At 39.1% G+C, this 26494-nt stretch carries 23 protein-coding genes; 13 read left to right on the top strand and 10 right to left on the bottom strand.

Features of this window, described 5'->3' with window-relative positions:
- Nucleotides 1-17: 17 nt before the first annotated feature.
- The 6 genes from ACFFRD_RS29620 to ACFFRD_RS29595 all read right to left on the bottom strand — a co-directional run bounded on the left by ACFFRD_RS29620 (nucleotide 18) and on the right by ACFFRD_RS29595 (nucleotide 5518).
- Nucleotides 18-206, bottom strand: coding sequence for a type II toxin-antitoxin system HicA family toxin (locus ACFFRD_RS29620; RefSeq protein ID WP_118168034.1), 189 nt, complete (start codon nucleotides 204-206; stop codon nucleotides 18-20).
- Between the two features lie 2 nt (nucleotides 207-208).
- The gene (locus ACFFRD_RS29615) at nucleotides 209-379 is read right to left on the bottom strand and encodes a type II toxin-antitoxin system HicB family antitoxin (RefSeq protein WP_392479292.1); all 171 of its coding nucleotides are present in this window, start codon (nucleotides 377-379) and stop codon (nucleotides 209-211) included.
- A 633-nt stretch (nucleotides 380-1012) separates the two neighbouring features.
- Complete coding sequence (locus tag ACFFRD_RS29610; RefSeq protein ID WP_392479290.1) at nucleotides 1013-3358, bottom strand: tetratricopeptide repeat protein; 2346 nt, start codon at nucleotides 3356-3358, stop codon at nucleotides 1013-1015.
- Between the two features lie 51 nt (nucleotides 3359-3409).
- Entirely contained in the window at nucleotides 3410-3790 is a 381-nt protein-coding gene (locus ACFFRD_RS29605; protein WP_392479288.1) for a hypothetical protein, read from the bottom strand.
- Between the two features lie 121 nt (nucleotides 3791-3911).
- Entirely contained in the window at nucleotides 3912-4301 is a 390-nt protein-coding gene (locus ACFFRD_RS29600) for an agenet domain-containing protein (protein WP_392479287.1), read from the bottom strand.
- A 263-nt stretch (nucleotides 4302-4564) separates the two neighbouring features.
- Nucleotides 4565-5518, bottom strand: a complete 954-nt coding sequence (locus ACFFRD_RS29595) for a lysylphosphatidylglycerol synthase domain-containing protein (RefSeq protein ID WP_392479285.1) — start codon at nucleotides 5516-5518, stop codon at nucleotides 4565-4567.
- A 137-nt stretch (nucleotides 5519-5655) separates the two neighbouring features.
- Between ACFFRD_RS29595 and ACFFRD_RS29590 the strand changes: the two genes are divergently transcribed.
- From ACFFRD_RS29590 to ACFFRD_RS29575, 4 genes are all read left to right on the top strand, one after another.
- Nucleotides 5656-6621 carry an alpha/beta hydrolase gene (locus ACFFRD_RS29590; RefSeq protein ID WP_392479284.1) on the top strand — a complete coding sequence of 322 codons (966 nt, stop codon included), beginning with the start codon at nucleotides 5656-5658 and terminating at the stop codon, nucleotides 6619-6621.
- Between the two features lie 137 nt (nucleotides 6622-6758).
- Nucleotides 6759-7667: an alpha/beta hydrolase gene (locus tag ACFFRD_RS29585; protein WP_392479282.1), complete on the top strand. Its 909-nt coding sequence runs from the start codon at nucleotides 6759-6761 to the stop codon at nucleotides 7665-7667.
- Nucleotides 7668-7729: 62 nt separating this feature from the next.
- Complete coding sequence (locus ACFFRD_RS29580) at nucleotides 7730-9400, top strand: phosphatidylglycerol lysyltransferase domain-containing protein (RefSeq protein WP_392479280.1); 1671 nt, start codon at nucleotides 7730-7732, stop codon at nucleotides 9398-9400.
- A gap of 487 nt (nucleotides 9401-9887) precedes the next feature.
- Complete coding sequence (locus ACFFRD_RS29575; RefSeq protein ID WP_392479278.1) at nucleotides 9888-11150, top strand: hypothetical protein; 1263 nt, start codon at nucleotides 9888-9890, stop codon at nucleotides 11148-11150.
- Nucleotides 11151-11311: 161 nt separating this feature from the next.
- Here the strand turns inward: ACFFRD_RS29575 and ACFFRD_RS29570 are convergent, their stop codons facing one another.
- On the bottom strand, nucleotides 11312-11911 hold the full coding sequence (locus ACFFRD_RS29570; RefSeq protein ID WP_392479277.1) for a site-2 protease family protein: 600 nt from the start codon (nucleotides 11909-11911) through the stop codon (nucleotides 11312-11314).
- A gap of 949 nt (nucleotides 11912-12860) precedes the next feature.
- Between ACFFRD_RS29570 and ACFFRD_RS29565 the strand changes: the two genes are divergently transcribed.
- The 9 genes from ACFFRD_RS29565 (at nucleotide 12861) to urtE (ending at nucleotide 23629) form a co-directional block, all read left to right on the top strand.
- Nucleotides 12861-13142: a DUF4212 domain-containing protein gene (locus ACFFRD_RS29565; RefSeq protein ID WP_114083898.1), complete on the top strand. Its 282-nt coding sequence runs from the start codon at nucleotides 12861-12863 to the stop codon at nucleotides 13140-13142.
- Nucleotides 13143-13151: 9 nt separating this feature from the next.
- The gene (locus tag ACFFRD_RS29560) at nucleotides 13152-14822 is read left to right on the top strand and encodes a sodium:solute symporter family protein (RefSeq protein ID WP_392479275.1); all 1671 of its coding nucleotides are present in this window, start codon (nucleotides 13152-13154) and stop codon (nucleotides 14820-14822) included.
- A gap of 422 nt (nucleotides 14823-15244) precedes the next feature.
- Entirely contained in the window at nucleotides 15245-16558 is a 1314-nt protein-coding gene (gene urtA / locus ACFFRD_RS29555) for an urea ABC transporter substrate-binding protein (RefSeq protein ID WP_392479273.1), read from the top strand.
- 511 nt (nucleotides 16559-17069) lie between these two features.
- Nucleotides 17070-18230, top strand: coding sequence for an urea ABC transporter permease subunit UrtB (gene urtB, locus ACFFRD_RS29550; RefSeq protein WP_392479271.1), 1161 nt, complete (start codon nucleotides 17070-17072; stop codon nucleotides 18228-18230).
- 30 nt (nucleotides 18231-18260) lie between these two features.
- Entirely contained in the window at nucleotides 18261-19379 is a 1119-nt protein-coding gene (gene urtC, locus ACFFRD_RS29545; RefSeq protein WP_392479269.1) for an urea ABC transporter permease subunit UrtC, read from the top strand.
- Nucleotides 19354-20100: an urea ABC transporter ATP-binding protein UrtD gene (gene urtD / locus ACFFRD_RS29540; RefSeq protein WP_392479267.1), complete on the top strand. Its 747-nt coding sequence runs from the start codon at nucleotides 19354-19356 to the stop codon at nucleotides 20098-20100. The genes urtC and urtD overlap by 26 nt, the downstream gene beginning before the upstream one ends.
- 63 nt (nucleotides 20101-20163) lie before the next feature.
- Nucleotides 20164-21618, top strand: a complete 1455-nt coding sequence (locus ACFFRD_RS29535) for a DNA methyltransferase (RefSeq protein WP_392479265.1) — start codon at nucleotides 20164-20166, stop codon at nucleotides 21616-21618.
- A gap of 24 nt (nucleotides 21619-21642) precedes the next feature.
- Nucleotides 21643-22755, top strand: a complete 1113-nt coding sequence (locus ACFFRD_RS29530) for a hypothetical protein (protein ID WP_392479263.1) — start codon at nucleotides 21643-21645, stop codon at nucleotides 22753-22755.
- A gap of 175 nt (nucleotides 22756-22930) precedes the next feature.
- Nucleotides 22931-23629 carry an urea ABC transporter ATP-binding subunit UrtE gene (gene urtE, locus ACFFRD_RS29525; RefSeq protein ID WP_392479261.1) on the top strand — a complete coding sequence of 233 codons (699 nt, stop codon included), beginning with the start codon at nucleotides 22931-22933 and terminating at the stop codon, nucleotides 23627-23629.
- Here the strand turns inward: urtE and ACFFRD_RS29520 are convergent.
- Genes ACFFRD_RS29520 through ACFFRD_RS29510 form a run of 3 tightly spaced genes read right to left on the bottom strand, consistent with a single transcriptional unit; the run spans nucleotide 23592 to nucleotide 26441 of the window.
- On the bottom strand, nucleotides 23592-24332 hold the full coding sequence (locus tag ACFFRD_RS29520; RefSeq protein ID WP_392479259.1) for a hypothetical protein: 741 nt from the start codon (nucleotides 24330-24332) through the stop codon (nucleotides 23592-23594). The two genes, urtE and ACFFRD_RS29520, sit on opposite strands and share 38 nt — an antisense overlap.
- 8 nt (nucleotides 24333-24340) lie before the next feature.
- Nucleotides 24341-25654, bottom strand: a complete 1314-nt coding sequence (locus ACFFRD_RS29515; protein ID WP_392479258.1) for a cytochrome P450 — start codon at nucleotides 25652-25654, stop codon at nucleotides 24341-24343.
- A 4-nt stretch (nucleotides 25655-25658) separates the two neighbouring features.
- Nucleotides 25659-26441 carry an ABC transporter permease gene (locus tag ACFFRD_RS29510; protein ID WP_114083888.1) on the bottom strand — a complete coding sequence of 261 codons (783 nt, stop codon included), beginning with the start codon at nucleotides 26439-26441 and terminating at the stop codon, nucleotides 25659-25661.
- Nucleotides 26442-26494 lie beyond the last annotated feature (53 nt).

The raw sequence follows: 26494 nt of genomic DNA, 5'->3' as shown, positions 1-26494 counted from the left end.
TGATTTACACTTTGTAGTTAAAAATTAGGTAATAAACCTGCTTGTTTGCATATTTCATTAGCAGTAATACGATCAATGGTACGATGCCGTTTTACCGGAAGAGTTTTGATATCATTAGTATATATAGAATGATTTCCTCCTTCCCTTAATAAATAAAAGCCATTTTGCTCTAAGTATTTAATTAGCTCTTTTCGTTTGACTGACACACTCAGACCTCTATAGGAATTTGTTCCAGCAAAGAACCACCTGTGGGAATTTCTTTATTTTGTTGACGATAGGCAAGAACCATTTCTTTGGTTGCATCTTGTAACATAGCTCTACATTCTTCTATGGTTCCTCCTTCTGTGATGACTTCTTGCCATTCAATAAGTTGTCCCATATATCCACTATTAGTTTTTGTATATTTTGCAGTGTATGTAATTAACATTGCTATGTTTGTGAAGATAATTATATGATTTATCGTAGCTGATTTTTTGTTGTGGGAGACATTGCTCTTCATTATTCACAACTCATAATAGCGATCGCTTGTAGATTTACACTTATTTTCTAGAGCGATGTCTCCGACGGGCTACGCCTACGCCAGTTTTCGGTTCAATGATATACCAAAATGAATGCGTAAATTACTAAAATGAGTAAGCAAACTGGGGTTTGAGAAAATAAAAGCTATTTTTGCTTGCGTAAAACACTAAAATGAGAAACTAAAAGCTGCTTTTGTTTGTGGAAAACACTAAAATGTGAGATTAAAAGCTGCTTTTGTTTGCGGAAAACACTAAAATGCGAGATTAAAAGCTGCTTTTGAAGAAGTAAAAGCTGCTTTCGTTTGTGGAAAACACTAAAATGCGAGATTAAAAGCTGCTTTTGAGAAAGTAAAAGCTACTTTTGCATAAGTAATCAGGCATTTTTACTTAACTCAATATGAATTTAAGTCTAGGCAATACCTTTCCTTTGGAACGGTACGCGATCGCGATCGCACTTTTCAGTTTTCTCACGGTACGCTTTGCACAAAACTAGTTTATTCTGGATTTTGGGAAAGGCGATCGCGAAGATTTGCTAGATTTTCACGAACATTAATAGTATTGGGATGATCCACCCCCAATCGGAGCTCAAAAATATCTAAAGCTTGCAGGTAAAAGGGTTCGGCTTCACTGTATCTGCCTTGGGAGTTGTAGAGATACGCTAGATTGTTGAGACTAACTGCGACAGATGAATGTTCTTCACCCAGCAGTTTGCGCCTGAGTGCCAAAGCTTGAATATAAAGGGGTTCGGCTTCGCTGTATTTGCCTTGGGAGTTGTAGAGATACGCTAGATTGTTGAGACTAACTGCGACATATGAATGTTCTTCACCCAGCAGTTTGCGCCAGAGTGCCAAAGCTTGGATGTAAAGGGGTTCGGCTTCGCTGTATCTACCTTGGGAGTCGTAGAGTGCTGCTAGGTTGTTGAGACCTTGTGCGACATCTGGATGTTCTTCTCCCAGCAGCTTGCGCCTGAGTGCCAAAGCTTGCATTAAAAAGGGTTCGGCTTCGCTGTATCTGCCTTGGGAGTCGTAGAGTGCTGCTAGATTGTTGAGACTTTGTGCGACATCTGGATGTTCTTCTCCCAGCAGTTTGCGCCTGAGTGCCAAAGCTTGAATATAAAGGGGTTCGGCTTCGCTGTATTTGCCTTGGGAGTCGTAGAGATACGCTAGATTGTTGAGACTAACTGCGACATCTGGATGTTCTTCTCCCAGCAGTTTGCGCCTGAGTGCCAAAGCTTGCATTAAAAAGGGTTCGGCTTCGCTGTATCTGCCTTGGGAGTCGTAGAGTGCTGCTAGATTGTTGAGACTAACTGCGACATCTGGATGTTCTTCTCCCAGCAGCTTGCGCCTGAGTGCCAAAGCTTGGATGTAAAGGGGTTCGGCTTCGCTGTATCTGCCTTGGGAGTCGTAGAGTAACGCTAGGTTGTTGAGACTAACTGCGACATCTGGATGTTCTTCACCCAGCAGTTTGCGCGAGAGTGCCAAAGCTTGGATGTAAAGGGGTTCGGCTTCGCTGTATCTGCCTTGGGAGTTGTAGAGTAACGCCAGGTTGTTGAGGCTTTCTGCGACAATTCGATGTTCTTCTCCTAAGCGCTTTTTAGTGACTTCTAAACACTGCTCATACCAAGGTAAAGCTTGGTTATATAAACCTTGACCATTGTAAAATCGAGCGTTGCCAACGAATACCCAAGGTAAATCTTCATCGTCTATATATTGAATGAGATTGTTGGCTACTTCTGCTAAATGCGGTATGGCGGGGATAACATCGTTGATTTGCTGAAGGGTAGGTGAGTAAGGAATATCTTGGGCAACAGCTACCATTATCCGACAAAGCGATCGCTTTAATTCCTCCCCCTTATCTAAACCTGTAAGCTTATATTGGAAAAACTCTCTCAGCAGTGGATGTAATTGATAGATTCCCTCACCTTTGCGCTGGAGTAAATGCAGATTCAACAGCTTATCATCTCTGATTTCTTCTAAATCTTCTCCATCTTCTTCTGGTAAAGACTGTTCCACCAACTTCCAAGGTATAGGTGCGGCGGCAAATAAACTTAATAAAAAACCCAGTTGTTTATCGCTGTCCTCTAATTCTTGCCAACTCAACTCAAAGGCTGCTAACACACCTCGTTGTGCTGTCATGTCAGCTTCCAACTTAGATTTAGAGAGGGAACGCTCATCGAGTCGCTTGTTCTTCAACCGCCGCAATATTTCTGCTAAAGATAAATCCTGTTTCCGCGCCAGATAGCGCCCCACTAATTCCACACCCAAAGGTAAATATCCCAGCCACTCACACAACTGATTTGCTAAAGCTAATTCTTTTTCAATTCGCCCCGGTGTTTCTTTGAGTAAAGACTTTAATAACTCCAGCGCCGCCTCTGGTTTCAGCACATCCAAAGATAACTGTGGGATGCGTCCCAAGTTCTGGCGTGTAGTCATCAACACTTTAAACCGAGAAGGTAGCGACTGTAAGTAAGACTTAACTTCCTCGTAGTCGCTGACATCATCCAGCACTAGCAGCACATCACCCTCACGCCAACGCCGCCAACAGTATTGCACTTGGGCGAGTAAATCAAAATCTTCTGGCGGCTTTAAATCAAGCTGCGTTCTGGCAAACTGCACAACTTGAATGCCCATATCCCCAGTTTTTGCAAGCAACCAGCAAAGCCCACCGTTGTATGTTTCGCGGTGCTGGATTGAATATTGTAGGGCAAGTTCTGTTTTACCAACTCCACCCATCCCTGCTATTGCTGCGATCGCAACTTGTTTATTATCCTGCAAAAGTTGGTGAAGATTTTGCAATTCTTCTTCACGTCCGACAAACTCCACCACCCCACTCAGGGGCAAATTTTGCGGTATTTCAGTAGAAAGTATCGATTCCCCTTGAGGCGACTTTAGTCAGCCGAAGTTGAAGGTGTTACCAGAAATGGTATTAGTTCCACCTTTAATATTTATCCCCTGCCAATTTTCTATAATAGTGTTCGTCAGTTGAGGTTGTGCTTCATTGGCTACAGCTTCCACAGCTTGAGCAATCTCAGGATCTTTCTTTGCCGCTTCCTCTACTTGCTGCCCAATGAGATAAGCTTGACCATAATCTAAAGATTGTGTTTTAGCCTGTTCGATAACCTTCGCCGTGTTAGGTTCCTTGCGTTTCAGCAGAACTAACAACTTTTCGCCTTCATTCCAAGCCTTTTCGCCGATGATTTCTCCAGTTTTTTCAAAGGCTTTGGTGATTACCAAAGTTGCGATCGCAGCTGCTGTCAGCGATACTGGCTCCATAAGTTTGCCAAAATACACGAGATTTTACTTATGGTTCTCAGTTTAACAGCCCTTTTAAATTAAAGGGACGACTCCAACAAGTGAAATCGTCCCTTTAAATTTATAAATAGTAAAATATACTCTATCTGCTTACTCTCGAAGGTTCAACCCACTCATCCCAAGAGCTATCGTAGCCATCATAAGTAATTTTATAAAGATCGTTATTAACTTCTAAAATCTGCCCTTTATACCATTTCCTCTTCCACAAAATTCTCACTGCATCTCCAACTTCAAATGATGCTCGGAAGCGTTCAGCACCAACCCATTCATTCCAGGAACTATCATAACCTTCATAAGTAATATAGCAATTATCATCATTAACCTTAAGTACCGTTGCTGGATACCATTTTTCCTTCCAAAAAACCTCAGCTTTTTGTCCTACAGAACAGGGTGAAGCAGCAAAAGCACTAGGAATCAATGTGCCTACCCAAGTTGCCATGAATATAGCACCAAACAATACTTTATTTTTCATGATTCTATCCTCAAGCAGTAAAACGGAATTTTGATTGTGATTAATGGAAATCTAATTAAAAATTTTCCACTAACTGTTACTATTGTGATGGAATTAAATTAGCGATCGCCTCAGCAAAAATTAGGAATTTTCACTGCTAGTTATGAAGATATAGTATTTAAAACTAAGAGCTTTTATAAAATTTAATTAGCTGAAAGGTTCAGATCCCGACTTTTTAAAGAAGTCGGGGGTTTAATTGTTAGTGTTAATACGGAAACTACAATTTACAGTTTATTCATATTTTTTAAATTCCGGGTTCTAAATCTAATTTCATAAATTCCTAGCAAACCTGATGCTACTAGCAAAGGTAAGAAATAATAGACTCCCCGATAAGCTAACATTGACCCCAAAATTGCCGCAGCCGAAACTTTGGATGAGAGAATCAGCAAAATTATAGTTTCAAATACACCCAAACCACCGGGGACATTACTAACAACTCCTGCAAACATGGCTAGTAAGTAAATACCCAAAAAATCCAGATAGGACAAAGATATATTAGTGGGAAGCACAGCATAAAGAATTGCTGCTGCCAAAATCCAATCAAGACCAGAAATTGCTATCTGAATAAGGGATATCTTAAAAGAAGGAAATCGAAATTCTTGCCCATGAATTATTAAAGGTTGTTTAATAAAAATACTTCCTAGCAAATAACTAGCCACCAATAGGAGAAAAATCACGCCAATGGGACGCACAGTTGCAAAAGGTAAATGTAGTTGAGTGGGAATTTTCAGGGGGTTGATGAGGAATAAGCAACCTGCAACGGCAAACATCCCCAACCAAAAAGTAAAATTGGTGAAAGCAATTACTTGCGCGATGGCAACTGCTGACACTCCCCAAGTAGCATAAAATCGATAACGGATAGCACTGCCAGTCAGCAAAGCAAAACCTATAGTATTACTAAACGCAGAGCTAATAAAGCTGGTTAAAGCAATTTTGTTCCAGTTTAGGGAACGATTAATGTAACTAAAACCCAAAATATCGTACCCAATCATCACTAGATAGCCCAAAACCGTTAGCCAAATTGCCCAGCTTAAGCGGCTTTTGGGGATAGCAGCTAGAGAGTTGAGGATGTCACGATAATTATACTCATGCAGTTCGTTAGCGATCGCCCACAGGGAAAGCACCAGCAGGGACAAGCCAAACAGTGTGCTGAAATTCAGTTGCAGTTTTTTAAGCATCGTGAAGAAACTTATCCTAACTTATGACTTTTAACTTACAACAAGTCGCAAAGTTTCCATCCTGTTGACACAACATTGACAACTTACTTCCGTAAACTTAATGGTTGCCAGCACAGACTGTCCAATGCCCTACAAAGATGAACTACAAACAACCAAAAATTCTCTTGCTAGTTTCAGTATTAACCCTAGTTAGCTGTAATTTATCCCAAAATGTCGTAGCAAAACCACCTCTACAGCAGGATTTAAAAACAACTCCTTCCGTTCTTCCAACAAAGTCTAATACTGGCGACTCAGCTACTCACTTAACTTACAAAATTGCAACCTACGATAGTCAATTAATGGGTGCAAATCGCACTTATGGCGTTTCTTTACCCCCTGGCTATGAACAAAACCCAAAACAAAGATATCCTGTAATCTTTCTCCTCCACGGCGGACATGGTAATCCCAATGATTGGTTTATTCAGAATAAGGGAGAAGCTCTCAAGACAGTGGAACAACTTTATACTACAGGTAAGCTGCCACCTAGCATTATTATCACACCAGATGGCAACGACAAACGTGGCTCTAGTCCCTACCGAGATCCCGAATATATTGATGGCCCTAACGGTAAAGTCTCTACAGCCCTGGGTGATGAGTTAGTAAAAGTCGTGCAAAGCCGTTATCGGACACTAACTAATCCAGATTTTTGGGCAATAGGTGGTTTATCTTCTGGTGCTTGGGGTGCAATGAATGTAGGGTTACATAATGTAAATCATTTCTCAATTTTATTTAGTCATAGTGGTTATTTTAATGATAAAAGCGGCCCAACAAATAGCCCGATAATTTATATCAAAAGCATTCCCACACCAGCTAAACAAAGATTGCGAATTTACTTAGATTCAGGCAAAGCAGATATTGAAGAAATCGATGAAGCTAAAAATTTCTCTAAAGTACTAAATAACCTAAAAATTTATAATTTGTTTCGTCAATTTCCTGGCAGCCACACTTGGCAATACTGGCGGGAACATTTAGCCGATTCTTTGACGTTTGTAGGCGAACAATTTAAATCTGCTGAAATGGCAAGTATGGCTCGTAATGTAGGTGTTAATAATAAAAACCCTTAGCGATCGCCAGGATAAATAATACTATTTTGTAAATCCGTTGATATTTAAATATCACTGTGAAAAACTCTACTGCCATTCTTAAGCAGATTCACTATAGTAAGTTCGGACGGAGGTGATTTTTATAACCCTAAAAAAATATGAAAATTTCTAAATTGTTAATTAGTTTGCTAGGAGCGATCGCACTTGTAACTACTGCTGGCTATTATTATGTATTTATCTTAGGTGCGCCGCAACTAGACCCACCCCAAAAAGTGGCAAAGACTGGGCTAAAGTTTCAATTAGCAACCTTCAACTCTCAAGCGATGGGTGCAGTCCGCAAGTATGGCGTGATTTTGCCGCCTGATTATGATAAAAATCAGCAAAAGCGCTACCCGGTGATATTCTTATTGCACGGTGGTCATGATGATGCTCGTGCTTATGTTAACAAGTATGCAGTCTTAGATGTACTTCATCAACTTTATCAAAATGGAAAATTACCGCCATCAATTGTGATTACACCTGACGGTAATGATAATCGTGGTTCCAGTCCTTTTTACGATCCTGATTACTTTGATGGGCCGAATGGCAAAATAGGGACTTTAATTGGTTCTGAGTTAGTGCAAGTTATCAAGTCTCGCTACCGCACTTTAGAAAAACCCCAGTTTTGGGCGCTGGGAGGTCTGTCTTCTGGGGGATGGGGAGCATTTAATATCGGGTTACGCTATCTTAACAACTTCCACATTCTGTTTAGCCATAGCGGTTACTTTACTGATAATAGCGGTTCACAAAATAGCCCTCAACAAATAGTGCAACAGCTATCGCCTCAAGATAGGAAGCGATTGCATATTTACTTGGATGCAGGTTTGAACGATACTAATTTATTAGCTTCTACCAAAGCCTTCCACGAAACCTTAAATAAATTAGGTATTGCTCACGTATTTTATGCGTTTCCAGGAGGTCATGGTTTGTCTGGTGCTGATATAGGCTGGAACTACTTCCACAAACACCTTAAAGATTCGCTCTCGTATGTAGGGGAACAATTTAAAAAGTTAGGAGTTAAAAGTTAGGAGTTAAGAGTTAAGAATTTTAACACCAAAACTAATGACAAATGACAAATGACTAATAAGAAATGACTAATAATTTAAAAAATCAGATTGGACTTTGGAGTGCAGCTTTCCTGACTGGTTTAGTGGGAGTAGTGAATTTGTTGTCAGCAGTGACACCTAACTTGTATGGGCGGAATCACTGGTTAAAGGAATTTTTGCCATTTGAAATTCGTGCCACGGGTCATATCTTTGCAGCGCTGACTGGATTTGTTTTACTTGCACTTGCTACTAATTTATTACGCAGAAAAAGAATTGCCTGGTTACTAACCATTGCTTTATTAGTAATTTCCATCTTCAGCCATTTGCTCAAGGGATTGGACTATGAAGAAAGTCTCCTCTCTGGAGTTTTACTGGTGCAATTAATATTGATGCGCCATTTTTTCACGGCACAATCAGATCGTCCTTCAATTGCACGGGGAGTTAGAGTGCTGATAGGTGCTTTATTATTTACTCTGGCATACGGAACTATTGGATTTTATTTATTAGACGGCAAATTTTCTGAAAATTTTAATTGGCGTGAAGCTGTACTTCAGACTTTAGCGATGTTCTTTACAGAGGATAATTGGGGGTTGCAACCAAAGAGCCGATTTGGAGAATTTTTTGCTAATTCTATCTATATTATTGCCGCAGTTACTATTACCTATGCAATAGTAATGTTATTGCAACCTGTATTTTGGCGTAATCTAGCAACGCCAAAAGAGCGCCAAAGAGCTAAAGAAATTGTCGAACAATATGGACATTCTTCTTTAGCAGCGATCGCACTTTTAAATGACAAGAGTTATTATTTTAGCCCTACTGGTAATAGTGTAATCGCTTATGTTCCCAAAGGCAGGGGTGCGATCGCATTAGGAGATCCCATCGGCCCCATTGAAGACCGCCAAGAGACAATTGTTGCTTTCTGGCAGTTTTGCCAGCGCAATGACTGGTATCCAGGCTTTTACCAAACTTTGCCCGATGATGTTGAGCTTTACAAATCATTGGGATTTAAGGTACTCAAGATTGGAGAAGAAGCGATCGTTGACCTAAAAAGTTTTACATTACAAGGTAAAGCCGGTAAAAACTTTAGACCATCAATAAATCGTTTAACTAAACTGGGATACCAAATCGAGTTTTACCAACCACCTATTACTGATGGTTTGTTGCACCTCCTTAAACCTGTGAGTGATGAATGGCTAAAGATGGTACAAGGTTCAGAAAAACAATTTTCTTTGGGTTGGTTTGACGAAGCTTATCTGCGAGAGTGCGAGATTGCTGTGGTGCATACTCCCGAAGGTAACATCACTGCTTTTGCCAACGTTCTCCGGGAATATCAACTTAACGAAGCAACTATTGACATGATGCGACATCGCTCATCTCTTGAGAATGGGACGATGGACTTTCTATTTATTTCTCTGCTTGAGCATTTTAAAGAGTGTGGTTACGACAGCTTTAATTTCGGTCTTTCTGCCCTTGCGGGAGTTGGAGACAACCCAGAATCACGCCGCTTAGAGAGAGTCTTGCACTATCTTTACGAGCATTTAAATCGCTTCTACAACTTCAAGGGGCTACACGCCTACAAAGATAAGTTCCGCCCCAGTTGGGAACCGCGTTATTTGGTTTACCCCAGTTTAGCTGCCTTACCAGATGTAGTTGTAGCATTGATTCGCGCAGATTCAGGCGATCGCCTTTTTGATTATTTCAAACCCGGAGCCTAAAGGCATCTATTCTGGCATTAACCCCATAACTCCTCATTCTAGGGCGATATCTACGATCCAATCGCCTACACAAATTGACATTTTCATGATACAATTGTACTATAAAAGCATGAATCTCCGGTGAGTATGTAACGCTAAGTCTGACAGTAAATCTCCAAAGTTCGTCATAACTGAATCCCCACAGTAGTTAGTAGACTGAGGCCAAAATTTCCCTTATCTTGAACGAGGGGCAAAATCTCCTTGTCTTTATTTGGCATAAATTTATTGTGTATTTGTCCTTCAAGTTTTCACGGTTGGAAGAATTATTAGAAACCGTGGCTTCAACAGACTTATTGACCTTTAGATCGAAGGTGGAAATATGAGCAATAATCAAATTTCTCTACCAGAACTCATCAAGTTTTTTGCAGAATATCGCAACAATATCATCATTAATATCAAGCATCTGCAAGAAAATTATCAAAGAACAGGTATCAAGCGGGTTAGAGGTGTGAGAGACGAAAAAGGGGAACTCTTACAACCTTGGTTGCAAACAGAATATATAGATAATGCTGAGTATGCTGGTATGGGCGAGTTTCAATTTAACCGCAATACTGCTACTATCAATATGCTTATCAAACGTAAAGTCAAACTTACCAAATCTGAAGATCAAACCCCCACTCTTGAGGTAGCAGGTTTGCTAGTAAATGACCTTAATAGCTTTAATAACTACACGATTGTAAGTGACGGTAAAATCAATCTAAAGTCTTTAAAAGTCAAAATTAGTAGTAAAAAAGCTTTTGATTGGCTCAAAGAAAAGGGTGTGTTAGATGCAAAAGATTTTGACTTCCATGCTGAATATACCATCAAGCTAGATAACTTGCCGCTTGTCGCTTCTGATAGTCGTTACAGTAATATTGATGGGCTATTCAATCAACTTGCAGAAATTAAAGTACTTACTAGTATTATTTCTGCTTACTTGAAAAAAGAGTCAGAGATATTTATAGCGCCACAGTTAGATGAGTTTAAAAAGCACTATTTGTCCAAGAATACTTACATCAATTTCCCTACAACTAATGAATACACTGATATCCACGAAGCTTTAGTTAATGGTACTCTTGATTCCAGATTGAGCTATAAAATCGATATCGGCAGTCAAGATATTCTAAACTTGAGTAAGTTCCCTTCTGCTAACAAGTTTCTAAATAGAATGTATCGTCTTTATGATAAAGAAACTGGAGAAATTATCATGAAGCCGAATTGTGAGATGGTATTTAATGAAAATCTCGCTATTAGGCACAGGTTACTGTCATCACGTACCAAGATTACGAAAGTTGACGAGTTTATGAAACCAATTTTCGATGATTTTCTTGGGCTTGATCAAAATGGCATAGTTGTAGATATTCTGAAGAAAGTTGGTGCTGATATTTTGGCGCAGTTATTTCAAGAGAAACAAACTGGTAAGCAAATCAGCAAAGAAGAAATGGTTGCAGCTTTGAGCGCAGCGAATACCAAGCTAGAGAAATATGTAGAAAATATCTACCAAGATAAGATTTCCCCTTTGGTATTTTACATTGGTTGTACTGGTCTATTGCCAGATCAGATAAAAGCAAAACCCATGACTGCTGAAGAAGCTGCTGCTAAATATCCAAATTTGCAATTTTCTAAAAATGAGCAAGAAGGCACTTTTTTTGCAGTTGATAATAGTATTATCAGCATCTATGCTAAAACTGAATATTACAGCAAACTTATTTCTATTGGTATAGACAATTAGATTGCACATACAAATCCAATAAAATTAGTATATGCAAGCAGTAGAACCCCGACTTCTCAAAGAAGTCGGGGTTCTTGTCTCTCATGCTAGTAGCAGCAACCACAAATTTTTGTTTGATTTTCATTCCAATTATCCTTTTCCTTTGCCTAAAATTTTGCCGTCTACATGCTCAATGCTGACCGGATAAATAAATCAGCAATGCCACCAATTCCTCTCCCAAAGCCTGGGATTATGAACAGAAGTATCATGGCAAAGAGTCCGAATTGAGTATATTGCAGTAGCTTTAACTGAGGAAAAATCTCACTGAAAACATGAAAGCCATCCAGTGGTGGAATTGGCAACAGATTAAACAGAAATAATGTAAAGTTGATCCGAGCCGCTAGGTAAAGAAATTCGACACTCAACAGTCCTGAAAGATTAAAAAGTTTGAGCAACAAAGTAAATAGAATACCTAATGCCAGATTCGACAATGGGCCTGCTGCGGATACCAAAATATTGCCTAGTTTACCAGAGCGAAACTTAGAGGGGTTGACGGGCATTTGTCCCCAAGCTATACCCATGAGGCAGAGAAAGATGATTGATTCCTTACCCATGTGAACTACAGGATTAAGCGTGAGATGACCAGTTTGTTGGGGAGTGTTATCTCCCTGACTCATCGCAGCCCAACCGTGAGCAAGTTCATGTAAAGTAATGGAGAATATGACAATTACAACGATTCTGAAAAAATGAATCGGCTCTGTGATGAGTGTTTGGATAAACATATATTTTGGCTTGTGGTATGGTTAAAGCTGAAATCCGCACTTTCTGAAGATATGCACGAAAAAGTTATCCAATTTAAAAACTGCAAACCTTGAGAATCAAGGTTGCTCACAAATAAATTAGGTAAGTTATTTTTGCGCGGTATAAGAGGTTGTTTGAAAAGTCTAATTTATTACTCACCGGGCGACTGTAAGTCGCGGCTACACAGGCAAAACCCACCTCCGTGGGTTAAAAACATTGATTTTCTCTTAGTCCTCGCAGGTGGACAACTTTTAGAGACGCACTCGCATTCGTTTGTGTAGTAGCGTTCGCCCTTGGGTGCCGGAGGCATCATTCTATTCGCCTAAAACTTTTCAAACTGGTTGTTGAGAATAAAGCAAATCAGTTGCTTGAAATCAGCCTTTTCTCACCATGATGATAGAAGTTCTCATCTATACTGGCTGCAATGCGTCATAAAGCTCAGTAAGACAGTACTTGTATAATAATTTGCTAGCTATATTTTGGTAATGGCCCATGTGTGTAATAACAAACTCGCTGTTTTAATAGTATTAAATATACTCCGTAATAGCCTATAGTAGTTGTTCGTATATTTTTAAAATTAACTTTACTCACTTTTGAGATCGCCAATAGCTTGTATAGCTTCAAAAACTTAATTGATAGCATTTAAGTGTGAAAAAATTCTAGCAAATAATACGTATTTTAAGTTGAAGATGTTGTATAGAAAATTTTAATGGCATTAATTATTTATTGGATGTTTCAGCTTTATTAAGCAACATTTGTTCATAACTGACTATAGGTTAATTCTCAGCCGATTATTACTTAGTTAAATTTATTACGAACAACTTAAATGTTATTTACTAAATAATTTAAAAATTAATACAGTCATTAGACAGGATATTAACGGCTTATTGGTATTATTTTGATGCACCAACGCAATGATGATGAAAAACAATGGATGAAGATCAGCGCCGTTCTTATTGGCGTGCTAATACTGCTTTAATTCGTAATCTTTTAATTGTCTGGGCATTGGTTTCCCTAGTTTTTAGTATTTTGTTGGTTCAACCTTTGAATGCAATACGGTTTTTTGGCGTACCCTTTGGCTTTTGGATGGCTCAACAAGGGTCAATCCTGGTATTTGTGGCCTTGATTTTCATTTATGCCTTCCAAATGGATAAGCTAGACCGCAAATACAATCTTAGCAAGCAAGACCATAAATACAATATTAGGAAGTGAGGAAAAACCGTGTCTGTTGAAATTTGGACTATTGTATTAGTTGGACTTTCTTTCGTCGCCTACATTTATATTGGTTGGCAATCACGAGTCGAAAATAGTAAAGACTTTTTTATAGCAGGTCAAGGGATACCTTCAATTGCTAATGGTGCGGCTACCGCGGCCGACTGGATGTCAGCAGCCTCCTTTATTTCAATGGCCGGGCTGATTTCTTTTTTGGGTTACGACGGTTCTATTTATTTAATGGGGTGGACTGGCGGCTATGTACTGCTAGCATTATTACTGGCTCCCTACCTACGGAAATTTGGGAAGTATACAGTGCCAGATTTCGTAGGCGATCGCTACTACTCTAATATCGCCCGTTTAGTGGCAGTAGTTGCAGCCATTTTCATCTCCCTAACCTATGTTGCTGGACAAATGCGGGGCGTGGGCATTGTTTTTAGCCGCTTCCTACAAGTCGATATCAATACAGGTGTAATCATCGGTATGGTGATCGTCGGCTTTTTCTCTGTGTTGGGGGGGATGAAAGGTATTACCTGGACACAAGTAGCACAATACTGCGTGTTGATTTTTGCATACCTGATCCCAGCGATCGCGATCGCCTGGTTTCTCACTGGTAATCCTGTTCCCCAGCTAGCATTTACCTTCAGTGATATTGCTGACAAACTCAATAAAATCCAGGTTGACCTGGGGTTTAAGCAGTATACTGAACCATTTGTGAACAAGTCGATGCTAGATGTGCTGTTCACAACCATTGCCTTGATGGTAGGCACTGCTGGTCTACCCCATATCATTGTCCGGTTTTACACAGTCAAAAGTGTACGTGCAGCCCGCTATTCTGCGGGTTGGGCACTACTATTTATTGCCATTCTTTATACAACGGCTCCAGCCCTGTCGATGTTTGCCCGCTACAACTTGATTGATTCCCTGCATAATCATACTGTTGCAGAAGTGCAGCAGCTAGACTGGGCGGCCAAGTGGGAAAAAACTAAACTGTTAGCTTTTGATGACATAAATAAAGATGGCCGTCTTCAGTTAACACCAAATAAAGACACCAATGAAATCAAGATTGACCGAGATATCATTGTGCTTTCCACCCCAGAGATAGCTAACCTACCTCCGTGGGTGATTGGCTTAGTAGCGGCTGGCGGTTTGGCAGCTGCTTTGTCTACAGCATCAGGTTTGTTGCTGGTAATTTCCAGTTCCATCGCCCACGATATTTACTACCGGATCATAGATTCATCAGCCTCAGAACAAAAACGGGTGTTTGTCGGGCGGATTATGGTGGGTTTTTCCCTCGTCCTCGCCGGATATTTTGGGGTGAATCCGCCGGGATTTGTGAGTGAGGTGGTAGCTTTTGCCTTTGGTTTAGCTGCTGCTAGTTTCTTCCCGGTGATTTTTCTGGGGATTTTCGACAAGCGTACCAATTCTGAAGGTGCGATCGCCGGTATGTTAACGGGTTTACTGTTTACGATAATCTACATTGTCGGCGTTAAGTTTGGGGGTATGCAACCCTGGTTTTTTGGGGTTTCTCCCGAAGGAATTGGTACTTTGGGTATGCTAATTAACTTTGCTGTCACCCTAGTAGTTTCACGCCTAACACCACCACCTCCAGCAGAAATTCAAGCAATGGTAGAAGACCTCCGCAGCCCATTGATTGAAGAATCATTGGTTGAAGAATAAGAGATTGGGTGGGTATGGGGAATGGGGTATTTCTTTTTCACTCCCTTATCTCTAAATACGCTTGGGATAAGCTTTTTCTTCCCCCCCCTGCCCATTTCATGAGAATCTCACTATCCCAGGATTTGAGGAAGTTCATTTATTCTCCAGTTTTAGCAATCCTTTGGTGATTAATACCACCTTTGGCAAAGCCCTCAAGTAAAGATGAGATTATTATCCAGCTATTTTTTTATTGCTGACAATAATATTAAGCTTAACAAATATTGATATTGCAAAGTTATTTTTTTGTAACAAAAATCAGGCGTTTGGTATCCAAGATAACTTTTTACTAGTAAACTATCGCACTATCATCACACTTTAAAGTTTGAAATTGTCAGCTTTCTATTAAGTTAGTTGATTCATCAAGAGGAAAATTCATAAAGATTATGAGAAGACAATTTAACAGACGTAAGTTTTTGATCTACGGTTCTTTAACTTTCGGAAGCAGCTTTTTTCTAAAAGCTTGTGCGAATAATCCCCCAAGCGCTACAGAGACAGTCGCATCTCCTACTGCTTCACCAGCTGCTGCTACAGCTGGTAACACTATCAAAGTAGGTATTTTGCACTCTTTGAGTGGTACGATGTCTATTAGTGAAAAAAGCGTTGTTGATGCTGAAAAATTAGCAATCAAAGAAATTAATGCTGCTGGTGGTGTCTTAGGTAAACAAATTGAAGCAATTACCGAAGATGGTGCTTCTAACTGGGATACTTTTAGAGAAAAGGCAACTAAGCTAATCGATCAAGATAAAGTTGCTGTAGTTTTTGGTTGTTGGACTTCTGCTAGCCGTAAGAATGTCAAGCCAGTATTCGAGAGCAAAAATCACATGCTCTGGTATCCTGTGCAGTATGAAGGACAAGAGTGTTCTAAAAATATTTTCTATACTGGTGCAGCACCAAATCAACAAATTGAACCATCTGTTGATTGGTTGTTAAAAAATAAGGGTAAAGAATTCTTCTTAGTTGGCTCTGACTATGTTTTTCCCCGCACTGCTAACACAATTATTAAAGCCCAATTAGAAGCTTTAGGTGGAAAAACAGTTGGTGAAGATTATTTACCTCTTGGCAATACAGAAGTTACGCCTATCATTACGAAAATCAAACAAAATTTGCCCAATGGTGGCGTGATTTATAACACCCTGAATGGTGATAGTAATGTTGCTTTCTTCAAACAATTAAAAGGGGCTGGATTGACACCAGATAAATATCCCTCTATGTCTGTCAGTATTGCCGAAGAAGAAGTCAAAGCAATTGGTGTAGAGTATCTCAAAGGTCATTACGCGGCTTGGAACTATTTCCAAACAGTAGACACACCTGCTAATAAAAAGTTTGTTGCTGCTTTCAAGAAAGAGTATGGTGAAGATCGCGTGACAAATGATCCAATGGAAGCATCATATATTGCAGTTTATTTGTGGAAGCAAGCAGTAGAAAAAGCTGGGACTACTGATTTAGAGAAAGTGCGGACTGCGGCTTATGGGCAAACTCTAGATGCGCCTGAAGGTAAAGTGACAATGGATGCCAATCATCATATCTCCAAAATTGTGCGGATTGGTCAAGTTAGACAAGATGGTTTGTTTGATATTGTCTATGCTACTCCTGCACCAGTTGAGCCAGTTCCTTGGAATCAATTTGTAAAAGAGACTAAAGGGTTTGCTTGTGATTGGACTGACCCAGCGAAGGGTGGTAAGTACAAGAAAGTTTAATTCATTAGTCATTTGTCATTTGTCATCGGTTAATAGTTACAAGCAACAAAGGATAAAGCCATAACCCACCATCTTAGAGGTTGTTTAAAAAGTCCTTGGCTGTGATTTTAGCACTTGTTGATCCCCCCTAACCCCCCTTAAAAAGCAGGGCTGTTTCATTCCCTAAAAGGCGCTGATTTACAAGCGTTTCAAGTAAAAAAAAACAAGTGACTAAAAAATCTGATTGGGCAAGAAAATGGTATTCGCACTTAAATTTGCTGGTTGAAGTGGTAGTTTTTCTTTTTCCCACTCAAGCAAATTTCTGACTCATACTCTTGACAAAATCCCTAAGAGATCGAATGAAACAGCCCTGCCCTTAAAAAGGGAGGAACCGGAATCAAAGTCCCCCTTTTTAAGGGGGATTTAGGGGGATCTAAGACTTTTAACACCAATAAGAGGGCTTTTCAAACACCATCTTAGATAGCGGTGTATTAAGTGCCTAATAACAAGAAGTTAATATGTAGGAAAAAAAGTGTTAACAGGATTTTTAGAAGCTGTATTCAATGGCATTAGTATTGGTGCTGTATTATTAATTGCTGCATTAGGATTAGCAATTATTTTCGGATTGATGGGTGTCATCAATATGGCGCATGGTGAATTGATGATGTTTGGGGCTTATACAACATTTGTTGTACAAAATGTCTGTAAGCAATTGGGTGGAGTGTGGTTTGAAGTCTATATATTTTTGGCTTTGATTATCGCTTTTATTTTCACAGCTACTGTGGGATTAATTTTAGAAAAAGGCGTGATTCATTATCTCTATGGACGACCTCTAGAAACTCTCTTGGCAACTTGGGGAGTAAGTTTGATTTTTCAACAGTTTGTTCGCAGCGTGAATTGGTTATTGATAATTGGCATAGGCTTATTTTCTCTGTTATTTTTTGGAGGTTTATGGATTTTAAATTCTCGCACTGATTTGGGAAGAGTTCGTAACTGGATTGTAGCGGTAATATTTTTACTATCGCTGGGAGTGACAATCACAACAGGTAATTTATTAAGTCAAACTTATCAGCTAGCAGTGACTCAACCTTGGTTTGGCGCTCAAAATGTAGATGTAACAGCGCCTACTTGGTTACAAGCGGGGATATCTTTGGGTGGTGTGCAATTTCCCTTTGCTAGGTTATTTATCATTGCTTTAACAATAATCTGTGTGTCGGGAATTTATTTATTTTTACAGCGTTCTAGCTGGGGTTTAAGAATTCGGGCTGTGACGCAAAACCGGAGTATGAGTGCTTGTTTGGGTATCCCAACTGAAAAGGTGGATGCAATTACTTTTGCACTGGGTTCTGGTTTGGCTGGTGTGGCTGGATGTGCGATTAGTTTGCTTGGTTCTGTAGGGCCAAATACGGGACAAAACTATATTATTGATACTTTTATGGTTGTTGTGGTTGGGGGTGTGGGCAATTTAGCCGGGACGATTGTGGCTGCTTTGGGTATTGGGACGGCTAATTTTTTAATTGGTTCTGGGACTTTGGCTTTGTTGTTGAGTCCTGTTAAACCTTTGGCTGATTTGTTTACTTTTTTTGCGACGACGAGTATGGCTAAGGTGATGGTGTTTGCGCTGATTATTGTGTTTTTACAGTGGAAGCCTGGGGGGATTTTTCCGCAGAAGGGACGTACTGTTGATGTTTAACGAACCGCAGAGACGCAGAGGACGCAGAGAATGAGCAAGAGGGGAGGAGGGTTATTAATTGAGGTGGGGGTGGTGGTTTCGATCGCACTCTTCCTTATAATTGTTATGCCAGTGGTGCTTTCGGAGTTTCGCCTGAATTTGTTGGGGCGATTTTTGTCGCTGGCGATCGTGGCTTTGGGTATCGATTTGATTTGGGGGTATACTGGTTTACTAAGTTTGGGACATGGTATCTTCTTTGGTTTGGGTGGATATGCGATCGCAATGTACCTGAAACTGCAAGTCCCGGCTGGAGAATTGCCGGATTTTATGGGGCTTTATGGGGTTACGGAACTTCCCGCCTTTTGGCAACCTTTTTATTCGTTTCCTTTGACAATAGCTTTGGTGGTACTAATTCCAGGGTTATTGGCGGGAATATTGGGATATTTGGTTTTCCGTAATCGCCTCAAGGGTGTTTATTTTTCTATTTTGACCCAAGCCGGAACTATTGTATTTTTCAACTTCTTTAACGGTCAACAACAGTTTTTCAACGGTACGAACGGACTGATAGATTTTACAACCTTGTTTGGGGCAACGGTCAGCGATGCCAAAACGCAGTTTGTTTTCTACACCCTGACGGTAGTTTTACTCGCAATCACCTACGGGATTTGTCGCTGGTTGACAACTGGACGGTTTGGGAGATTGCTGATAGCGATTCGTGATGATGAAAGTCGGGTAAGATTTTCTGGCTATGACCCTACAGATTTTAAGGTGCTGGTGTTTGCAGTTTCAGGTGCGATCGCAGGTATAGCAGGAGCATTTTACACTATTCAAAGTGGTTCAGTCTCACCCAGAGCAATGGATATTGCCTTTTCCATTGAAATGGTGATTTGGGTAGCGGTAGGCGGACGCGCTACTTTAATTGGCGCGATTGTCGGAACTTTGTTAGTCAATTATGCCCGCACTTTTTTAAGTGAACAATTTGCTGAAATCTGGCTATTTTTCCAAGGCGCATTATTTTTGATAGTCGTCACAGTGCTTCCTGACGGTATCGTGGGATGGTTGCGTAGCCAGAATATTGCTCTTTTCAACCGTCGTCAAGAAATTTCTACATATCCCACCTTGGAAGAAGACCCCGAAGTGCAACATGAACGCGAAAATATTGGAAACTGAAAACGTAACTGTTAGTTTTGACGGTTTTAAGGCTTTAAACCAGCTTAACTTTAGTATGGATGTGGGTGAATTACGAGTAGTAATTGGCCCCAATGGTGCTGGAAAGACAACGTTTCTGGATGTGATTACCGGGAAAGTGCAACCAACTATTGGGCGAGTTTTATTTAAAGGAAGAAACCTGCGTTCTTTACCTGAATATAAAATTGCGCGATTGGGAATTGGGCGCAAGTTTCAAACACCTCGAATTTACTTAAACTTAACACCCCGTGAGAATTTAGAAATTACCATCAACAAGAAGAAAAATGTTTTTTCTACTTTGTTTGAAAGTTCTAATATTGTTGAAAAAAATAACATTAAAGGATTATTAGAAACCATCGGCTTAACACCAAAGGCAGATATAAAAGCAGCTTTACTTTCTCATGGAGAAAAGCAACGTTTAGAAATTGGGATGTTAGTAGCGCAGTCACCTGATTTATTACTTGTTGATGAACCAGTTGCGGGTTTAACAGATGAAGAAACATACAACATTGGTGAATTACTTTTAGCATTAGCACAAAGTCATTCAATTTTAGTAATTGAACACGATATGGAATTTGTGCGTCAAATTGCCAAGAAAGTAACAGTGCTACATGAAGGTTCGGTACTGTGCGAAGGTAATTTTGAGGAAGTGCAAAATGACTCTCGTGTGATTGAGGTTTATTTGGGGAAACAGGAAGACTAAATTTTTATCTCAAAAGCTCGACATGGTACTCTATATTTAGGCTTCTCAGAAATAGAGTTTGACATGACTGCAAAGACCATAAAAGATATTAGCAATCCTGATACCTATAAAGGTATGTATTCTTTCCATAAATACTGGGGTAAAAAGCCAACTGAAAGTATTGCTTTTTTTATAGAAAATTACACAGATGAGTCAGATATAGTTCTTGATCCATTTTTAGGTTCAGGTCTTATCAGTAGAGAATGTTTGTGCCGAAGAAGAAGATTTATTGGAATTGATATTAATCCTTTTGCAATTGAACATACCAAATTTTTGTTAGAACTTCCAAAAGCTTCGGAATTTAAATCAGCCCTACAAGAGATTGAAACAAATATTAAACAGAAAATCAATGAGACATATTTTACCGTTAATGGAGAAATAGCATCGCATTATTTATGGAGTAGTGGTGAACTTTTAAAGGTATGGATGAAGCCAAAGGTAGGTAGAAGTAGAATTGAGATGGAAACAACAAGCTTTGATTTAGAAAAACTTGAGTCATTTTCTCAATATTCAATACGGAATATTAGAAAACTCACTTTTTTTACAAATTCAAGAATTAATTCAAGTAATCAAATGTCTATCTATGATTTATTTACTCGTAGAGCTTTGCATAATATTGATTTAATAATGGATGAAATTAAATTATTCCCAGATGCAATTCAAAAAGCTTTATTATTAACTCTTACTTCTTCATCAGGGCAAATGTCATCTATGGTATTTGCAATCACAAATCGAGGAAAAATCAAAAATCAAATTTCTAATAAAATTGAGGTTGGCAGTTGGGTGATTGGCTATTGGAGACCAGAATTACATTTTGAAATTAATGTTTGGAATTGTTTTGAGAGTAGAGCTAAAAAACTCTATAAAGCATTAATTGATATTAGTGATTATAAATATCCAAGACATGAATCAATCAGTGGTCTCTTAAAAAATAGACAAGGATCATTAATTATTAATGATGATTGCATAGATGTAATGCAAAAGATACCACAAAAAACTATAAAATTGATTTGTACTGACCCACCGCATAGTGATCGAATTCCCTACCTTGAATTAAGTGAACTATGGAATTCCATTTTAAATAAAAATGTTTACTTTGAGAAAGAAATAATTGTTTCCAACGCCAAAGATAGAAATAAAAAAAAGACCGAATATATTGAAAAGATGAAATTGTTTATAGGTGAATCTAGTCGTATTCTTACTGATGATGGAATGTTTTTAATATACTTTAATGCCCGTGATAAAGAAAGTTGGAAATTCTTAGAAATACTTGAAAATGATTCTAATTTACAATTTATTGGGGCTTTCCCTATGGAATATTCTGCAAACTCAGTAGTGCAAGATAATAGAAGAGGTGGAATGAAAACAGATTATGTCCTCGTCCTAAAACGAAAAGGGTGTAGTATTGATTCTCATCTGGAACTTAATAAGATACCAGGTTGGTCAACTTCAATGCCCAAAATAGCGTCGGCAACATAAGAAGAAGATGTTTAAGGATTTGCTATGAAAGATTTTTCTTATTGGAAAAAATTATATGAAAGTGATAATCTAACAGAATTTAATACGGATTATACAGGTCAACTGTGGTTAAAAATTAAATCAATCAGAAGAGGAGAATTAGTTTCAGAATTTGTCAAAAAATATTCATTGGTCTTAAATACTAGCAGCTTAAACGGGCAGTTTGAGGAATTATTCCTACTTTTGCAATCAAATCTACCTCAGTCTCATCAGCAATTAGATTTATATATTAAGGAAAAGAATGAAAAAATATTGCAATCCTTAAATAAGGAAAGTCTCGTTTCTGAATTATATAAATTAAAAACATTTGAATGGGGAGGTGATTATCAAAATTCACTGGATAAATACTTGGTAAGCTATTATGTGAAAACGAAAGATATAATATCTTATGAAATATTGATGTCTAAGTTTGAGACAGAGATAAATCGTGTTGTTCAAGGATATGTATTGAATAGTTGGTATAATCATTGGTCTAGTATTTTAATTGAGCATATCTTTAAATCGCATCCGTCTATTTTACCGACTGTCGGACAAATTAAGAGTGTCGATTTTTTCATTAGAAATATACCTTTTGATTTAAAGGTTACTTATTTCCCATCAGAATATTTAAAATCAAAGAGGAAGGAAAAGAATCTTCCTGTTGAACTTACTTTTTTAAAGAGAAAAGCAAAGGAGCTTTCAATTAACTTTGATAAAACAGCAAAAACTTCCAATATATATTATGAAATTACTGAAAAGTTAAGAGATAGAAATGACATTGCATCTCAATCTGTTCTTAATCAGTTAAAATCTGAAAATGTGGCAATTGTTAACGAAGCTCAACAGAATCCTAGAAATCTAGCAAAATGGTTGTATGAGAATCAGGGAGAAATGCGTTTTGGCTCAGAAAATTGCTTATTTCTTGTATTAATTGATACGAATGATTTTTCAAGCTCGTGGAAACTTAAAAGGAACTTAGACCTTTTAACACCAACGATAAACACTTTTCTTGATGCTTTTAGCTCAAAGCAAATATCAGATTTAAAGATGAATTTTAATTATCCTGGTAAACCACAAACCTTCAGTGCTTTAACAGATGTTATTTTCGTTGTAAAGTAAAACATTTTCATCAATATTTTTTAATGATTATGCATTTAGGTAAGCATGAATAAATAGCGGTCTAGCTTTCAATTATGAAACCCATCGAAATAATTCCATCTTGATACAAAAATATCACAACTCTATCTTTCTCTCTGTGCCTCTGCGTGAAATTTTAATATCTATGTAATTTATAATGCTAAAAATCTCTAACCTCAACGTTTACTACGGCGAAAGCCACATTCTCCGCAATGTAGATTTAAGCGTACCATCTGGACAAATGGTTTGCCTAATTGGACGCAATGGTGTGGGTAAAACAACCCTGCTCAAAAGCATCATGGGTTTACTCAAACCCCGCAGTGGCACAATTAACTTAGCTGAAGAATTAATCAACTCCAAATCCCCAGACCAAAGAGCAAAATTGGGGATTGGTTATGTCCCGCAAGGAAGAGAAATTATCCCCCGATTAACAGTCAAAGAAAATCTGCTGCTGGGGTTGGAAGCCAGACGCAAACCAGTAAAAAAAGCGGAAATTCCAGAAGAAGTTTTTAGCTTATTCCCGGTGTTAAAAACCATGCTTTCGCGGATGGGCGGTGATTTGAGTGGGGGACAGCAGCAACAATTAGCGATCGCACGTGCTTTAATGGGAGAACCTCAATTACTCGTCTTGGATGAACCTACTGAAGGTATTCAACCCTCCATCATCCTCGAAATTGAAGCCGCAGTCCGTCGCATCGTCGAAACCACAGGCATTTCAGTTTTATTGGTAGAGCAACACTTACACTTTGTCCGTCAAGCTGATTATTATTACGCTATGCAAAAAGGCGGTATTGTCGCCTCCGGTTCCACAGCCGAACTTAGCCAAGATGTGATTCAACGCTTCTTAGCTGTTTAATTTGGGAGATGTCTATATCAATTTTGTCAGAAGCAATCAAGTCTGTTGCTTCTTGTAAAAGCTCATGCTGTTCCTTTTGAATTGCTTCTAAGCGATGAGAAATTTCTACTAATCGTTGTTTTTTATTTGGTTGAAAATTTTCAGGTAACAAAGGTGGCAGATTATCAGTTGTTTTAGTAGCCGTAAATTGTTGAACAGCAAAACTGCCGACTTTAGTTAAGGATAAAAAACTAACTTTAATCAAAGCCTGAAGCAATTTTAACGGAACTTGGAGTACTGACCAACTAGCTGTTTCGATCAAGCGGACAATTGCTTTGATAATGCTCCAGACCAAAGCAAGTGCAAACAAAAAAATCACTATACTAATAATTGGGTGATTAGTTGCCCAACCTAGTATTTGAACTAACCGAAAAAATATCGGGTGTTGTGTCAGCCAATCACTTACAGAAGATGCCATTACATCTTTAACTGCGCCCGATGTTGTAGTTTTAAATTTATCAGCAGTTTGCCAAGTTTGTTCTAAGCTTGTTGTAACTGTATCAATTGCTTTATCAGTTGTTGTAGTTGCTGTTGCCTTCAAAGACTCCCCAACTTGTTGTGCTGAGTTACTTAGAGAGTTAACATTCTCACCGACAAAATTTTTCACATTTTGCAAGCGTTGCAAAACTCCGTTAGGCAAGTTTATGTCTATTTGGGATGCCATAAAACATTTCACCGAGGTTGAAATCTAACCCGTAACCCATCTTTAGGGCGATTAGTGGGAACAGCAACTACTTCTAAACTTTGATTGGGTAATATTTCCCAATGATAACTACGTAGAAGATGAGCAGCAACAATCTTCATTTCCATTTTGGCAAAAGCTATGCCAATACAAATGCGTGGGCCACCGCCAAAAGCAACTAAACTAAAGGGATATTTTTTGTGTTCTTGCCGTTGAGGACTAAAACGGTCTGGGTCAAAGAGTTCTGGCTCAGAATATATTTCTTCAATTTGGTGAGTAACTCCAATTGAGTAGTATAATTGCCAACCAGTAGGTACGTGATAACCATTCAATTCAAAGTCTTTAATCACACCACGAAATCCACCTCCGACAGGTTGATGCAATCTTTCAACTTCCCAAAAAACCTGCTCTAAATAGGGCATTTTCCCTAATTGTTCTAAATCCAAATCGCCTTGACTTGCAAGTTGCAATTGTTCAACTCTTGCTTTTTCAAGTACTTCTGGATGACGGGCTAACTCTGTACATAACCAAGTCAGCATCGAAGTAGTAGTTTCATGTCCAGCGAAGAGTAACAGCACCGCTTGGGCAATGATTTCTTTTTCACTTAGGCTGTTACCTTCTTCATCCTTAGCTTTGATTAACAGGCTGATGGTATCTTGAGTTGGGTTTTGCTGACGTTCTCTGACAACTTGAGTGAGATGCTCTAAAATCTGATTACGCGCAGCTATAGCTTTACCAAATGTCGTAAATGGTAGAGGCAACGGATTAATAGCAAACAGCCCATTTGTCAAAGTTGTAAATAACTGGCTGAGGCGCACACATTCCGGCCCAGGACGCGTACCCAACAACAATTGACTGGCAATATCAAATGTCAGCTGTTTAAACTCTTGGAACCAAGTAAACTCCTGTTTTTTCTCCCACTTTTGGAGATAGCCGCGCGTAATATCTGCCATTGTGGAGAAATAATTCACCAATGCTGGGCCGTGCAACGCCGGCATCATCAAGCGGCGGTTTCTGCGGTGTTCCTCTCCATCTTGGAGAAAAAGCGATTCACCCAGTAATGTCTTGAAATTATCAGGCCATCCCTCACGCCAAGAAAAATTCTCGATATGGCTTGACAAAACGAACTCTAATGCCTCCGGCCCTGCCATTACTACAGTAGGTCTGCCAAGAAGATGGGTTTTGAAGATGGGCCCATACTGGCGATAGCGCTTTTTGGCAAAATCGCGGTCGAAAACAAAGGAGAGTGTTTCACCTAATATAGGGATACCAAAGCTTCCAGGAGGAATTTGATTAATTTTCATATCTCTAGCTCGAAGCACTAGTATAAAACCGCAACGCAAACCGCCAAAACCAAGTAGAAGCGAAAAACAAGGCTACTGCTAAGATTGCTGCACCTATCAACCAGCTAATTTCACTCCGACCCAACAGCGCTTGGGCTGGTACAGTAGTTAAAAAAGCAACTGGCATCACAAAGGTGAAGAAAAAACGGTAAGCAGTCGGATATGCTGCAATGGGATATCGTCCAGCTTCCAATAAACCACGCAACACTTCAGTAACGTTGTATATTTTGACAAACCAAATACTCATTGAACCCAGCATAAACCACAGGCTGTATAAAATCACAAAGCTGAACAATAACGGCAGCACACCAAGTAGATAGCCGTTTATCCCTACACCAAGGCGTTTACCTGCATAGCCAATGATAATACTACCAAAAATTAGATCCGGCAGTCCCCAAGGGGAGAGGGTATGAGTCGAAAGCCAAAACTGGCTGCGGATAGGTTTTAATAATATAAAGTCCAAAGTGCCTTCTTGAACATGACGGACAATGCGGTTCAAGTTAGACACTAGAAAAGTCGCAGAAAATCCTTGTAGTAAAGTAAAAATTCCTAAAACTACTAAAGCTGCTTCCCATGACCAGCCACTAAAAGTATAACCAGTGCGGTAAAACAAGAATAATCCAAAGAGGCTACCCGCAAGATTTCCCAAGCTGGTGAGGGTAGCGACGAAAAAATTAACGCGATACTCTAACTCAGATGCGATCGCAGCACCCCAAAATAGTCTTAGTACTTTCAAATATCTTTGCATCTTGCACCTCTAACCCAAAATGTGCCATCTGTCACTAAAATTTCTAAGATTAC

The sequence above is a fragment of the Nostoc sp. C110 genome, assembly GCF_043099725.1.
Taxonomy (GTDB): domain Bacteria; phylum Cyanobacteriota; class Cyanobacteriia; order Cyanobacteriales; family Nostocaceae; genus Nostoc; species Nostoc muscorum_A.
The sequence above is the reverse complement of the archived record's forward strand: the minus strand, read 5'-3'. Positions and strand labels throughout refer to the sequence as shown.

Bases quoted from the DNA above. Each gene is read 5' to 3' on its own strand.
- ACFFRD_RS29615 (WP_392479292.1), bottom strand. From the start codon at position 379: ATGGGACAACTTATTGAATGGCAAGAAGTCATCACAGAAGGAGGAACC.
- ACFFRD_RS29605 (WP_392479288.1), bottom strand. From the start codon at position 3,790: ATGGAGCCAGTATCGCTGACAGCAGCTGCGATCGCAACTTTGGTAATC.
- ACFFRD_RS29600 (WP_392479287.1), bottom strand. From the start codon at position 4,301: ATGAAAAATAAAGTATTGTTTGGTGCTATATTCATGGCAACTTGGGTA.
- ACFFRD_RS29595 (WP_392479285.1), bottom strand. From the start codon at position 5,518: ATGCTTAAAAAACTGCAACTGAATTTCAGCACACTGTTTGGCTTGTCC.
- ACFFRD_RS29590 (WP_392479284.1), top strand. From the start codon at position 5,656: ATGAACTACAAACAACCAAAAATTCTCTTGCTAGTTTCAGTATTAACC.
- ACFFRD_RS29585 (WP_392479282.1), top strand. From the start codon at position 6,759: ATGAAAATTTCTAAATTGTTAATTAGTTTGCTAGGAGCGATCGCACTT.
- ACFFRD_RS29580 (WP_392479280.1), top strand. From the start codon at position 7,730: ATGACTAATAATTTAAAAAATCAGATTGGACTTTGGAGTGCAGCTTTC.
- ACFFRD_RS29570 (WP_392479277.1), bottom strand. From the start codon at position 11,911: ATGTTTATCCAAACACTCATCACAGAGCCGATTCATTTTTTCAGAATC.
- ACFFRD_RS29565 (WP_114083898.1), top strand. From the start codon at position 12,861: ATGGATGAAGATCAGCGCCGTTCTTATTGGCGTGCTAATACTGCTTTA.
- urtA (WP_392479273.1), top strand. From the start codon at position 15,245: ATGAGAAGACAATTTAACAGACGTAAGTTTTTGATCTACGGTTCTTTA.
- urtC (WP_392479269.1), top strand. From the start codon at position 18,261: ATGAGCAAGAGGGGAGGAGGGTTATTAATTGAGGTGGGGGTGGTGGTT.
- urtD (WP_392479267.1), top strand. From the start codon at position 19,354: ATGAACGCGAAAATATTGGAAACTGAAAACGTAACTGTTAGTTTTGAC.
- ACFFRD_RS29535 (WP_392479265.1), top strand. From the start codon at position 20,164: ATGACTGCAAAGACCATAAAAGATATTAGCAATCCTGATACCTATAAA.
- ACFFRD_RS29530 (WP_392479263.1), top strand. From the start codon at position 21,643: ATGAAAGATTTTTCTTATTGGAAAAAATTATATGAAAGTGATAATCTA.
- urtE (WP_392479261.1), top strand. From the start codon at position 22,931: ATGCTAAAAATCTCTAACCTCAACGTTTACTACGGCGAAAGCCACATT.
- ACFFRD_RS29520 (WP_392479259.1), bottom strand. From the start codon at position 24,332: ATGGCATCCCAAATAGACATAAACTTGCCTAACGGAGTTTTGCAACGC.
- ACFFRD_RS29515 (WP_392479258.1), bottom strand. From the start codon at position 25,654: ATGAAAATTAATCAAATTCCTCCTGGAAGCTTTGGTATCCCTATATTA.
- ACFFRD_RS29510 (WP_114083888.1), bottom strand. From the start codon at position 26,441: ATGCAAAGATATTTGAAAGTACTAAGACTATTTTGGGGTGCTGCGATC.